General features: G+C 67.0%; 12 protein-coding genes. All 12 read right to left on the reverse strand.

All coding sequences use genetic code 11. The features are described from left to right. Positions 1–15 precede the first annotated feature (15 nt). Positions 16–2,061, reverse strand: a complete 2,046-nt coding sequence (gene paaZ / locus ACSQ8Y_RS20590) for a phenylacetic acid degradation bifunctional protein PaaZ (protein WP_436268290.1) — start codon at positions 2,059–2,061, stop codon at positions 16–18. 15 nt (positions 2,062–2,076) lie between these two features. Beyond that, a complete protein-coding gene (gene paaY / locus ACSQ8Y_RS20595; RefSeq protein WP_436268291.1) occupies positions 2,077–2,682 on the reverse strand; it encodes a phenylacetic acid degradation protein PaaY in 606 nt (201 codons plus the stop codon). 8 nt (positions 2,683–2,690) lie between these two features. After that, positions 2,691–3,428 (reverse strand): ABC transporter ATP-binding protein, encoded by a 738-nt coding sequence (locus tag ACSQ8Y_RS20600; RefSeq protein WP_436268292.1) that lies wholly within the window; start codon positions 3,426–3,428, stop codon positions 2,691–2,693. Positions 3,429–3,436: 8 nt separating this feature from the next. Beyond that, positions 3,437–4,192: an ABC transporter ATP-binding protein gene (locus ACSQ8Y_RS20605; RefSeq protein WP_436268293.1), complete on the reverse strand. Its 756-nt coding sequence runs from the start codon at positions 4,190–4,192 to the stop codon at positions 3,437–3,439. Next, positions 4,185–5,171, reverse strand: coding sequence for a branched-chain amino acid ABC transporter permease (locus tag ACSQ8Y_RS20610; RefSeq protein ID WP_436268294.1), 987 nt, complete (start codon positions 5,169–5,171; stop codon positions 4,185–4,187). The genes ACSQ8Y_RS20605 and ACSQ8Y_RS20610 overlap by 8 nt, the downstream gene beginning before the upstream one ends. Next, on the reverse strand, positions 5,168–6,043 hold the full coding sequence (locus tag ACSQ8Y_RS20615; protein WP_436268295.1) for a branched-chain amino acid ABC transporter permease: 876 nt from the start codon (positions 6,041–6,043) through the stop codon (positions 5,168–5,170). The genes ACSQ8Y_RS20610 and ACSQ8Y_RS20615 overlap by 4 nt, the downstream gene beginning before the upstream one ends. Positions 6,044–6,056: 13 nt before the next feature. Further along, positions 6,057–7,205, reverse strand: coding sequence for an ABC transporter substrate-binding protein (locus ACSQ8Y_RS20620; protein ID WP_436268296.1), 1,149 nt, complete (start codon positions 7,203–7,205; stop codon positions 6,057–6,059). Between the two features lie 101 nt (positions 7,206–7,306). Beyond that, on the reverse strand, positions 7,307–8,512 hold the full coding sequence (gene pcaF / locus ACSQ8Y_RS20625; protein ID WP_436268297.1) for a 3-oxoadipyl-CoA thiolase: 1,206 nt from the start codon (positions 8,510–8,512) through the stop codon (positions 7,307–7,309). 34 nt (positions 8,513–8,546) lie between these two features. Further along, on the reverse strand, positions 8,547–9,872 hold the full coding sequence (paaK, locus tag ACSQ8Y_RS20630; protein WP_436268298.1) for a phenylacetate--CoA ligase PaaK: 1,326 nt from the start codon (positions 9,870–9,872) through the stop codon (positions 8,547–8,549). A gap of 40 nt (positions 9,873–9,912) precedes the next feature. Then, positions 9,913–10,305: a hydroxyphenylacetyl-CoA thioesterase PaaI gene (gene paaI / locus ACSQ8Y_RS20635; RefSeq protein ID WP_436269875.1), complete on the reverse strand. Its 393-nt coding sequence runs from the start codon at positions 10,303–10,305 to the stop codon at positions 9,913–9,915. 127 nt (positions 10,306–10,432) lie between these two features. Further along, positions 10,433–11,998 (reverse strand): 3-hydroxyacyl-CoA dehydrogenase PaaH, encoded by a 1,566-nt coding sequence (gene paaH, locus ACSQ8Y_RS20640; protein WP_436268299.1) that lies wholly within the window; start codon positions 11,996–11,998, stop codon positions 10,433–10,435. 1 nt (position 11,999) lies between these two features. Beyond that, the gene (gene paaG, locus ACSQ8Y_RS20645) at positions 12,000–12,803 is read right to left on the reverse strand and encodes a 2-(1,2-epoxy-1,2-dihydrophenyl)acetyl-CoA isomerase PaaG (RefSeq protein ID WP_436268300.1); all 804 of its coding nucleotides are present in this window, start codon (positions 12,801–12,803) and stop codon (positions 12,000–12,002) included. Between the last annotated feature and the right edge of the window lie 18 nt (positions 12,804–12,821).

The raw sequence follows: 12,821 nt of genomic DNA on the forward strand, positions 1-12,821 counted from the left end.
CCGCCTGCCGCCGGGTCAGGCGTGCTTGGACACCAGTGTCAGGATGTCGTAGCTGGCCACCAGTTCGTCGTTCTGGTTGGTCACCTGCACATCCCACGCCACCACGCCCTGGCCGACGCCCTTGTCGTCGGTACGGTTGCGGTCCACCTTGCGCTTGCAGGTCAGGCGCGCGCGGATGGTGTCGCCGATGCCCACAGGCGTGATGAAGCGCAGGTTGTCCAGGCCGTAGTTGGCCAGCACAGGCCCCGGCGCCGGCGACACGAACAGGCCCGCCGCCGCCGACAGCACGAAGTAGCCGTGCGCGATGCGCTTGCCGAACTGCGTGTCCTTGGCGGCGATGTCGTCGAAGTGCATATAGAAGTAGTCGCCCGACACGCCGCCGAAGTTGACGATATCGGCCTCGCTCACCGTGCGGCGGTGCGTCAGCAGGGAGTCGCCTATCTTCAGGTCCTCGAAGTGGCGGCGGAAGGGGTGCACTTCGCTTTCATTGACCGCCGCGCCGCGCACATACTCACCGGTGACGGCGGCCAGCATGGTCGGCGAGCCCTGTACGGCGGCGCGCTGCAGGAAATGGCGCACCGCGCGGATGCCGCCCAGCTCCTCGCCGCCGCCCGCGCGGCCGGGACCGCCGTGCTTGAGCTGCGGCAGCGGCGAACCGTGGCCGGTGGAATCGACCGCCGATTCGCGCTCCAGGATGTGCACGCGGCCATGCGAAGCGGCGGCCATGGGCACCGCGTAGGCGGCGGTCTTCGGATCCTTGGTGACCAGCGTGCTCACCAGGCTGCCCTTGCCGCGCGCGGCCAGGGCCAAAGCCTCGTCGATACCGTTGTAAGTCATCATGGTGCTGACCGGGCCGAAGGCTTCCACGTCGTGCACCGCGTCGTTGCTGCCGGCGTTACGGCACAGCACCAGGGTCGGCGAGAAGAACGCGCCCTCCGCCACGCCCTCGCCTATCAGCTTGTAGCCGTGGCTTGCGCCGAACACGATCTCGTTGCCGTGCGCGAGCAAGGCCAGGCGCTCGGCCACGTCCCTTTGCTGGTCCTTCGAGGCCAGCGCGCCCATGCGCACGCCCTCCACCGACGGGTCGCCGATGGTGACCTTGGACAGGCGCTCGCGCAGGCGTTCGGCCACCGCGTCCACCCGGTCCTGCGGCACGATGATGCGGCGGATGGCGGTGCATTTCTGGCCGGCCTTGCCTGTCATCTCGCGCGCCACTTCCTTCACGAACAGGTCGAACTCCGGGTCGTCCGGCGTCACGTCCGGCGCCAGGATGGCGCAGTTCAGCGAGTCCGCCTCGGCGGTGAAGGGCACGGAGTTGGCGATCAGGTTGCGGTTGGTGCGCAGCTTGGCGGCGGTGTCGGCCGAACCGGTGAAGGTGACCACGTCGGCGCCGGTCAGGCGGTCCAGCAGGTCGCCGGTGCTGCCGATCACCAGTTGCAGCGCGCCTTCCGGCAGCAGGCCGGATTCATGCGCCATGCGCACCACGGCTTCAGTCAGGTAGCTGGTGGCGGTGGCGGGCTTGCCGATGCACGGCATGGCGGCCAGGAAGCTGGGCGCGAATTTCTCCAGCAGGCCCCAGATCGGGAAGTTGAAGGCGTTGATGTGCACCGCCAGGCCGCCGCGCGGCACCAGGATGTGGGTGCCGGCGAAACCGCCGCGCTTGCCCAGCGCAATGGCCGGGCCTTCGTGCAGCACGTTCGACGACGGCAGCTCGCGGCTGCCCATGCTGGCATAGGCGAACAGGGTGCCGATGCCGCCCTCGATGTCGACCCAGCTGTCGGCGCGGGTGGCGCCGGTCAGGTGCGACACCGCGTACAGCTCTTCCTTGCGCTCCATCAGATACACGGCCAGCGCCTTCAGGCGCGCGGCGCGCTGCTGGAAGTCCAGCTTCATCAGCGCCGGCACGCCGGTCTTGCGGGCGTAGACCACGGCCTCGCTGAAGTCGATGGCTTCGGCGTGGGTGTGGTAGATCAGGCTGTTGTTCAATGCGCTGTGCAGCGGGGTGGCCGCTTCCTTGCCGTGCCAGCGGCCGGCGATCAAGCTTTGCAGGGTTGTTGCCATTCGAATTCTCCAGGTTTATGCGTTTTTGTGCAGGTGCAGCGGCAGGGACGATTCCCACTGCATGCGTTGACGATCCGGTTCCACCTCTTCCAGCGCATCGACCTCGCGCATGGTGGCGAGCGAGCGCACGGCCAGCTCGTGGTACTGCGAGGTGCCGGATGTTTTCCAATTGATCTCGGCCTCGCTCACCTGGCGGATGATGCGCGCCGGCGTGCCGACCACCATGCTGCGCGGCGGGACGTCCATATTGGCCTTGACGAAGCTCATCGCCGCGACAATGCTCTCGGCGCCGATGACGGCGTTGTCCATCACCACCGAGTTCATGCCCACCAGCGCGTTGCGGCCGATGCGGCAGCCGTGCAGCACGGCGCCGTGGCCGATGTGGCCATCGGCTTCCACCACGGTGTCCGCGCCGGGAAAACCGTGCATCACGCAGCCGTCCTGCAGGTTGGCGCCCTCCTCCAGGATCAGGCGGCCGAAGTCGCCCCGGATCGACGCCAGCGGGCCGACATAGCAGCGCGGCCCGATGATCACGTCGCCGATCAGCACCGCCGTCGGATGCACGTAGGCGGTCGGATGCACCACCGGCGTGATGCCGTTCAATTCATAGACCTTGACCATGGATCTCCTCACATTCCCAGGTAGGCGCTCTGCACCTGTTCATTCTTCAACAGCTCCGGGCCGGGGCCGGACAGCGTGATGGCCCCGGTCTCGATCACATAGCCGACGTCGGCGATCGACAGCGCCGCGTGCGCGTTCTGCTCGACCAGGAAGATGGTGATGCCCTGGTCGCGCAAGCTCTTCACGATACGGAAGATCTCGGCGATCAGCAGCGGGGCCAGTCCCATGCTGGGCTCATCGAGCAGCAGCACGGTCGGGCGCCCCATCAGTGCGCGCGCCATGGCCAGCATCTGCTGCTGGCCGCCGGACAGCGTGCCCGCCAGCAGAAGACGTTTCTCCCGCAACACGGGGAACAGCTGGAACATGCGTTCCATGTCCGCCGCCACCTCCGCCTTGGGCCGCGTGTAGGCGCCCAGCAGCAGGTTGTCCTCGACCGTCATCGGCCCGAACACCTGGCGCCCCTCGGGCACCTGGCAGATGCCAGCGCGCACGCGCCTGTCGGCGCTGGCGCGGCTCACGTCCTGGCCGCCGAAATGGATGCTGCCGCCGCTGATGGGCTGCACGCCCGATATCGCGCGCAGCAAGGTGGTCTTGCCCGCGCCGTTGGCGCCCACCAGCGCCACCAGCTGCCCTTGCCGCACTTCGATGTCGATGCCGTGCAGCGCCTGGATGCGGCCGTAGTGGCTGGTCAGCCCCTTGATTTCGAGCACCAGCGGCTTCACCGTCACGTCGTTCGTGTTAGTCATGGCATCCCTCATGCTGCCGCTCCAAGATAGGCCGCCACCACGTCCGGATTGGCGCGCACTTCGGCCGCCGTGCCTTCGGCCAGCTTCTTGCCGTAGTCCAGCACCAGGATGTGGTCGGAAAGGTTCATCACCAGCTTCATGTCGTGCTCCACCAGCACCACCGTCACGCCGGACTGCGCGACCTTGCGGATCAGCGCTTCGATCTCGCCGGTCTCGGTGTGGTTCAGGCCTGCGGCCGGCTCGTCCAGCAGCAGCACTTTCGGCCGCGCCGCCAGGGCCCGCGCGATTTCAAGACGCTTGAGCGCGCCATACGGCATCTGGCTCGAATCGGCGTCCACATACTGGCCCACGCCGACGAAGTCCATCAGCTGCGCGGCCTCGTCGCGGCACGCCTGGTCGGCCTTGCGCACCGACGGCAAGCGCAGCATGGAAGCGAACAGGTTCTGGTTCAGGCGCAGGTGCGCGCCCACCATCACATTGTCGATCGCCGTCATGTTCAGGCAGATCTGCAGGTTCTGGAAAGTGCGGCTCATGCCGCGCCGCGCCAGCTGGTCCGGCGACAGCCCGGCCACGTTCTCGCCGCGCAGCAGGATCTCGCCCTGCGTGGGCGTGTAGACGCCGGTGATCAGGTTGAACAGCGTGGTCTTGCCGGCGCCGTTGGGCCCGATCACGGAGTGGATGGCACCCTCGCGGATCGCGAAGCTGACGTCCTGCACCGCGTGCACGCCGCCGAAGCTCTTGCTCAGGTTGCGGATCTCAAGCATGGCCGCCTCCCGCCTTCTTCACCAGGGTCAGCGGCGCCGCGGAAGCGGGCTTGGTGCGCCTGCGCGCCAGCGACGGCACCAGGCCGCGCGGCAGGAAGATCATGGTCAGCATCAGGATGGCGCCGAACACCACCACTTCCCAGCCTTCGAAGGCGGACAGCAATTGCGGCAACAGCGTCAGCAAAGCCGCGCCAAGGATGGAGCCGAACACGGAAGCCATGCCGCCCACCACCACCATCGTCACCAGTTCGATGGAGTGGAAGAAGCCCGCCATATTGGGCGTGATGAAGCCGATGTAGTGCGCGCTGATGCTGCCCGCGATGCTGGCCACCACGGCCGACAGCACGAATACCCGCACCTTGAAGCGCGTGGTGTCGATGCCGACCACGCGCGAGGCCACCTCGGAGCCGTGGATGGCTTGCAGCGCGCGCCCCACCGGCGAGTCGATCAGGTTCAGCGCGAACCACGTCACCAGCAGCAGCAAGGCGGCGGCCACCGCGTACCAGGATTTCTCGCCGCTGATCTCCGCACCGAATACCGAGAAGCCCGGCACCGAAATGCCGTCCGGCCCGCCGGTCCACTGGCCTTCGTTGTTGATGACGATGGAAATGATGATGCCCAAGCCCAGCGTGGCCATGGCCAGCGTGTGGCCTTTGAGCTTCAGCACCGGGCGCGCCAGCACGAAAGCCAGCAGGCCGGTTGCGGCCGCGCCGGCAAGCAGCGCCGCAACCGGCGGCCAGTTGTGGTGCGTGGTCAGCACGGCCGAGGCGTAGGCGCCCAGGCCGAAGAAGCCGGCGTGGCCCAGGCTGATCTGGCCGGTGTAGCCCATCAGCAGGTTCAGGCCGATGACCACCACCGCGTTCAATGCGATGCGGATCGCCACGTCGTAATAATAGGCGTTGGGCAGCGCCAGCGGCAGCACCGCCAGCACCAGCGCCAGGATCAGCAATCCTGCATGTTTGGAGAACAAGGTGCTCATACGCGCTCCGATACTTTGGCGCCGAACAGGCCGCGCGGCATGAAGAACAGGATCAGCAGGATCAGCACGAAGGGCATCGCGTCCTTGTAGGCGGACGAGATATAGCCTGCCGTCATCGCCTCGGCGATACCCAGTATCAGCCCGCCCGCGATGGCGCCCACGCCGCCGCCCAGGCCGCCCAGCACCGCCGCGACGAAGCCCTTCAGGCCCAGCATGATGCCGGCGTCGTACGAGGTGTAGGTGATGGGTGCGAGCAGCGCGCCGCCGACCGCGCCCAGCAGCGCGGCCAGGCCGAAGGACAGCAGCAGCACGCGGCGCGTGTTGATGCCGACCAGCTGCGCGGCCAGCTTGTTGTGCGACGTGGCCAGCATGGCCTTGCCCAGCAAGGTGCGGCCGAAGAACCAGCCCAGCACCGCCACGATAAGCAGCGTGACGCCCAGCACCCACAGGCTTTGCGGCAGCAGGCTGGCTCCCAGGAACTGGATAGGCGTGTCGCCGGAGAAGGCGGGCAACGTGTGCGTGCCCTTGCCCAGCCAGATCTGCACCAGGCCGCGCACCACCAGCGAGGCGCCGATGGTGATGATGATCAGCGTGACCACCTGCGCATTCTGCGCCGGCTCGATCACCGCTTTTTCCATCACCAGGCCGACGATGGCGGTAAGGATGACGGCGCCGATGATGGCCAGCGGCAGCGGCACGCCCGCCCCCGCCATCATCGCCGCCAGCATCCCGCCCAGCATGATGAATTCGCCCTGGGCGAAATTAATCACGCCGCTGGTGTTGTAGATGATGGTGAAACCGAGCGCCGCCAGTGCGTAGGCGGAGCCGGTCGTCATTCCCGAATACAGGAATTGGAGGAATTGGGCGAGCATGGCTGTTCCCTGCTTACTTCAGCAACTGCCAGTCGCCGTTCTTCACCTCGACCATGCGGAAGGCCGACAGGTCCAGTCCCATATGGTCGGCGGGGCCCATGTTGAACACGCCGGTGGTGGCCACGAAGCCCTTGGTCTGCTCCAGCGCGGCGCGGACCTTTTCCTTGTCGGTGCCGCCGGCGCGCTTGATGGCGTCCAGCGACAGGTTCAGCGCGTCCAGCGCGTAACCGCCGAAGGTGGACGGATCGATCTTGTAGCGGTCCTTGTAGGTCTTGTCGTAGCCGGTGACGATGGCCTTCTGCGCGTCGGCGGCGGGCAGCATCTGGCCGATCAGCAGGGCCGGCGTCGGCAGGCGCACGCCCTCGGCGGCCTTGCCGGACAGCTTGATGTACTCGTCCGAGGCCACGCCGTGCGACTGGTACATCGGCAGCGCGGTCATGCCCAGCTGGCCGTAGTTCTTGGTGACGACCGCGGGGCCCTGGCCCAGGCCGAACACGAACACCGCCTGTACGCCGGCGACATTCTTGATGCGGGTCAGCTGGGCGGTGACGTCGGTGTCCTTCGGGCCGTAGGTTTCGTCGGCCACCAGGGTGATGCCGTATTTCGCCGCGACGAGCTGCGATTCCTTGCGGCCGGAGGCGCCGAAGCCGCTGGTTTCGGACAGCAGGCCGACCTTGCTGATGCCGCGCTTCTTCATGTCCTCGAAGACCTTCTCGGCAGCCATGCGGTCGGTGTGCGGCGTCTTGAAGACCCATTTCTTGACCGGGTCGATGATGACCACGGCGCCGGCCAGCGAGATGAAGGGCAGGCCCGCCTTGTCCACCAGCGGGGCCATGGCCATGGTGGCGCCGGTGGTGGTGCCGCCGATCAGCACGTCCACCTTGTCCGATTCGATCAGGCGCTTGGTGAAGCCGTTGGCCTTGGCCGCGTCGCTGCCGTCGTCGTAGTGCACCAGTTCCAGCTTGCGGCCCAGTACGCCGCCCTCGGCATTGACCTTCTCGACGTAGAGCTGCAGCGTTTTCAGCTCCGGGTCGCCCAGGAAGGCGGCGGGGCCGGACACCGACAGCACCGAGCCGATCTTGATGTTTTCCGCCAGCGCGCTGCCTGCGGCCAGGACCAGGGATGCTGCGATGACGGTCTTCTTGAGGATGTTCGTGAACATTTTTGTGTCTCCGTGATTTTTTTAATGGTCAAAAAAATGCTGCGTCCGCTGTCATTGCCGCGCAGGCTCGGCGCCCCCGCGGGAATGACACGGCACCTCTGCTACACGCGCTCGATCACGAGTGCAATCCCTTGGCCCACACCAATGCACATGGTGCACAGCGCATACCTGCCGCCCGTGCGCTCCAGCTCATTCAGCGCCGCCGTCACCAGCCGCGCGCCAGACGCCCCCAACGGATGGCCGATGGCGATCGCCCCGCCGTTCGGATTCACATGCGCCGCGTCGTCCGCCAGCCCGAGGTCGCGCGTCACCGCCAGCCCCTGCGCCGCGAACGCCTCGTTCAATTCGATCACGTCCATCTGCTCTATGGTCAGCCCCAGCTGCGCCAGCACCTTCTTCGAAGCGGGCGCCGGGCCGAAGCCCATGATGCGCGGCGCCAGGCCGGCTGTCGCCATGCCCAGCACCTTGCCGCGCGCCTTCAGGCCGTATTTGTCCACCGCCGCCGCCGATGCCAGCAGGATCGCGCAGGCGCCGTCGTTCACGCCCGATGCGTTGCCCGCCGTGACGCTGCCGTCCGGCTTGACCACGCCCTTCAGCTTGGCCAGCATCTCGATGGTGGTGTCCGGACGCGGATGCTCGTCGGTGTCGACGACCTTCGGCTCGCCCTTGCGCTGCGGAATCACGACAGGCACGATCTCGCTCTTGAAGTGGCCGGCCGCGTGCGCGGCGGCCCAGCGCTGCTGGCTGCGCAGCGCAAACGCATCCTGGTCGGCGCGGCTGATGTCGAATTCATTGGCCACGTTCTCGGCCGTCTCCGGCATGGAATCGATGCCGTGCTGCGCCTTCATCAAGGGATTGACGAAGCGCCAGCCTATGGTGGTGTCCTCGATCTTGGCGGCGCGCGAGAAGGCGCTGTCGGCCTTGGCCATCACGAAGGGCGCGCGCGTCATGCTTTCCACACCGCCGGCAATGACCAGGTGCGCTTCGCCAGCCTTGATGGCGCGCGCGGCGATGCCCACCGCGTCCAGGCTGGAGCCGCACAGGCGGTTGATGGTGTTGGCCGGCACTTCGACCGGCAGGCCCGCCAGCAGCACGGCCATGCGGCCCACATTGCGGTTGTCCTCGCCCGCGCCGTTGGCGCAGCCGTAGTACACGTCGTCCACTTCGGCCCAGTTCACGCCGGGATTGCGCTCCTTCAGCGCGGCGATGGGCACCGCCGCCAGGTCGTCCGCCCGCACGCTGGCCAGGGCGCCGCCATAGCGGCCGAAGGGAGTGCGCACCGCGTCACAGATAAAGGCTTCGTTCATATTTATTCCTTAAACAGCTTGTTTAAACAGCGCATTAAACAGTTTTTGGTCGTTTGTCGAGCACGCGCTTGGCCTTGCCCGTCATGGTGCGTTCGATGCTGTTGGCCGCCAGCAGGCTGACGCGGGTCGTCACGCCGACATAGGTCTTGATGTGATGCTCCAGCTCGCGCGCCAGGGCTTCAACCTCGTTGGCGGTCAGCTTGCCGGTCAGTTCGGGACGCAGTTCGCCGATCACGTCCAGCTTGTCCAGGTGGCCGTCGCGGCTCACCACCAGCTGGTATTGCGGCGCCAGCTTCGGCATCTTGCAGATCAATTCCTCGATCTGCGTCGGGAACACGTTCACGCCGCGGATGATGAGCATGTCGTCCGAGCGGCCGGTGATCTTGCCGATGCGGCGCATGGAGCGCGAGGTCGGCGGCAGCAAGCGGGTCAGGTCGCGCGTGCGGTAGCGGATGATGGGCAGCGCCTCCTTCGACAGCGAGGTGAACACCAGCTCGCCGTCCGAACCGTCCGGCAGCACTTCGCCGGTCTCCGGGTCGATGATCTCGGGGTAGAAATGGTCTTCCCAGATCACCGGGCCGTCCTTCGATTCGATGCACTCGCTGGCCACGCCCGGTCCCATCACCTCGGACAGGCCGTAGATGTCCACCGCGTCGATGCCGGCGCGCGCTTCAATCTCGGCGCGCATGGCGTCGGTCCACGGCTCGGCGCCGAAGATGCCGACCTTGAGCGACGACTCGGCCGCGTCCAGTCCCTGGCGCTGGAATTCCTCGATGATGTTCAGCATGTACGACGGCGTGACCATGATGATCTCGGGCTTGAAGTCCTGGATCAGCTGCACCTGCTTCTCGGTCTGGCCGCCGGACATCGGGATCACCGTGCAGCCCAGCCGCTCGGCGCCGTAGTGCGCCCCCAGGCCGCCGGTGAACAGACCGTAGCCGTAGGAGATGTGCACCATGTCGCCCGCGCGGCCGCCGGCGGCGCGGATGGAGCGCGCCACCACGTTGGCCCAGGTGTCGATGTCGTTCTGCGTGTAGCCAACCACCGTGGCCTTGCCGGTGGTGCCGCTCGACGCGTGGATGCGCACCACTTTCTCGCGCGGCACGGCGAACAGGCCGAAGGGATAATTGTCGCGCAGGGTCTTCTTGTCGGTGAAGGGGAACTTGGCCAGGTCGGCCAGGGTTTTCAGGTCGTCCGGATGCACACCCTTGGCATCGAAAGCGGCGCGGTAGTGCGGCACGTTTTCATAGGCATGCTTGAGCGACCACTTCATGCGTTCCAGTTGCAGCGCCTGCAGTTCATCCTTGCTGGCGCGTTCGATAAGCTCCAGGTCGGCTGGGGCGGGATGTCGTTGAACCATTGCTGTCTCCTCGGTGTTCCGTTTTTATTCGGCTATTGCGCTAACCCTGCTGCGGTGCCACCTCGCCGCTGACGCGGTGCGATTTGCCACGGAACAGGGCAATGATGCGTCCGTCCTGGTTGCTGACCTTGACGTCGTAGATGCCGCTCTTGCCCGCCAGCGCCTGCTCCACCGCTTCCGCGGTCAGCAAGTCCTGATGGCGGCCGGGGGCCAGGTAGTCGATCGTGCAGCCGGCGCCCACCGTGTTTTGGTTATGGCTGTTGCACGCAAATGCGAAGGCGCTGTCCGCCAACGCAAAGATATAGCCGCCGTGGCAGGTCTGGTGCCCGTTCAGCATGTCTTCCCGCACCGGCATCGTCATGCGCGCGTAGCCGGGCCGGATCTCGGCCAGCAGCACGCCCATGGCCTGCGTGGCGCGGTCGCGCGCGAACATCGCATCGCCGGCGGCCTGCGCGAGCGCCTGCGCCTGCGCGGGCGTCAGCGCGGCCGCATGCGCGGGCTGCTTGTGCGCGTCGGCGCGGACAGTTTCAATGCGGATGGCATCGGCCATGGTTGCGTCCTTATGCATGGAATGCCGCTCCCGATGCCTGCTTGCGGCGCAGCAGCGGCGATACGCGGTAGCGGTCCTCGCCGTAGCTGGCCGCGAGGTTGTTCAATACGGTGGCGATGCGGGCGATGCCGACGGCGTCGGCCCAGGCCAGCGGGCCGCGCGGATAATTCACGCCCTTCTGCATGGCGGTGTCCGCCCCCTGCGCGCTGCAGACGCCCTGGTTGACGGCGTCCGCCGCCTCGTTGGCCAGCATGGCGACGGTGCGCATCACCGCCAGGCCGGGCACGTCGTCCAGCCTTGTGACCGCAAATCCGGCCGCCTGGAACAGGCCCACCACGGCCTTGTAGGCGGCGGGGTTGCACTGGTCCGAGCAGGCGACGGCGATGCGCGTGGCTTTACCGTAATCCAGCGCCAGGTCGAACAGCACCGTGTCCGGGTGCTTGTTGTCGGCCGCCCGCTGGGTGGCGCTGCGGCCGTCCGTCAGGTAGACCGCAGCGCCATTGCAATGGAAGGCCGGGGCAGCGTCGTGTGCGTCCGCGTGGCCCTCGGGCGCCTTGCGCTGCGTGACCTCGATACCGTGCTGCTTGAAGCGCGCCAGCACCGCGTCCGTCACCACCGACGCGCCGCTGGCGCCGGGCTCCACGCTGTAGCTGACGTATTCGGGCTTGGCTTGCGCGGCTTCGGTTTGCGGCCGCGGCGCGCCCGCGCCTTCGCCGTAGGCAAAGAAGCCACGGCCGGATTTGCGGCCCAGGAAGCCGGCGTTCACCAGTTCCTGCTGGATCACCGACGGCGCGAAGCGCGGATCGTTGTAATAGGCGCTGAAGACGGACTGGGTGACGGAGTAGTTCACGTCGTGCCCGATCAGGTCCATCAGTTCGAAAGGGCCCATGCGGAAGCCGCCCGCCTCGCGCATCACCGCGTCGATGGTGGCGGCGTCCGCGGCCTGCTCGTTGAGCAGGCGCAGGCCTTCGGCGTAGTAGGGGCGCGCCACGCGGTTGACGATGAAACCGGGCGTGGACTTGGCGTGCACGGGATTCTTGCCCCAGGCCGCCGCGGTGTCGAACACGGTCCCGGCGACGGCGGCGTCGGTGGCCAGGCCGCTGATCACTTCCACCAGCGCCATCAGCGGCACCGGGTTGAAGAAGTGCATGCCGACCAGGCGCTGCGGGCGGCGCAGCTTGGCCGCGATGGCCGTGACGGAGATCGACGAGGTATTCGTGGCCAGGATGCAGCCGTCGCCGACGATGCCTTCCAGGTCCGCGAACAGGGAACGCTTCACGTCCAGGTTCTCGACGATGGCTTCCACCACCAGCGCCGCATCCGCCACGTCGCCCAGGCCGTCGGCTGCGCGCAGGCGCGCGGTGGCAGCTCGCGCATCGGCGGCCGTCATGCGCTCCTTGTCGACCAGCTTCAGGTAAACTTTGGCGATGTCGGCGATGGCTTTTTGCACCGCCTCGGCGCGCGTGTCGTACAGCTTGACGATGTGGCCGGAAGCGGCCGCCACCTGGGCGATGCCGGAGCCCATGGCGCCGCTGCCGATGACGGCGACGACGCTGCCTGCAGTCAGTGCGGCCATCTTATTCTCCCTTGAATTCAGGCGTGCGCTTGGCGATGAAGGCGGCGACGCCTTCGCGGTAGTCGTGGCTGTGGCCCAGCTCGCGCATCATCTCGCCTTCCAGCTTCAACTGCTCGGGCAGGGAGTTGCAATGGCTGATCTGCAGCGCCTTCTTGGTGAAGGCCAGCCCCTTGGTCGGCGCGGCGGCGAAGTGTTCGGCCATGGCCAGCGCTTCGGTCATCAGCAGTTCGTCCGGCACGGCTTTCCAGATCAGGCCCCATTGCTCGGCGCGGTCGGCGGTGAGTTTTTCGCCCAGCATGGCCAGGCCGGTGGCGCGCGCCATGCCGATCAGGCGCGGCAAGATCCAGGTGCCGCCGGTGTCCGGGATCAGGCCCAGACGGCAGAAGGCTTCGACGAAGCTGGCCGATTTTCCGGCCAGGACGATATCGCAGGCCAGCGCCAGGTTGGCGCCGGCACCGGCGGCCACGCCGTTGACGGCGCAGATGACCGGCATCGGCAGGCTGCGTAGCGCCAGCACCAGCGGAGCGTAGAATTTTTCGACCGAGTCGCCCAGGTCGACGCCCTGGGCGCCGGGTTCGACGGCGCGGTCGCCCAGGTCCTGGCCGGCGCAGAAGCCGCGGCCGGCGCCGGTCAGCAGAAACACGCGCACCGATTTGTCGGCGTCCACCCTGGCCAGCGCGTCGCGCACCTCCAGGTGCATGGCCTGGGTGAAGCTGTTCAGCTTGTCGGGACGGTTCAAGGTCAGCTTGGCGATGCCGTTCTTGATGTCAAACAGGATGTTCTCGTATTGTGCAAACTGCGTCATGGCGTCTCCTCCAATGGA

It is taken from the genome of Pseudoduganella sp. LjRoot289 (genome assembly GCF_964252925.1).
Lineage (GTDB): Bacteria > Pseudomonadota > Gammaproteobacteria > Burkholderiales > Burkholderiaceae_D > Rugamonas.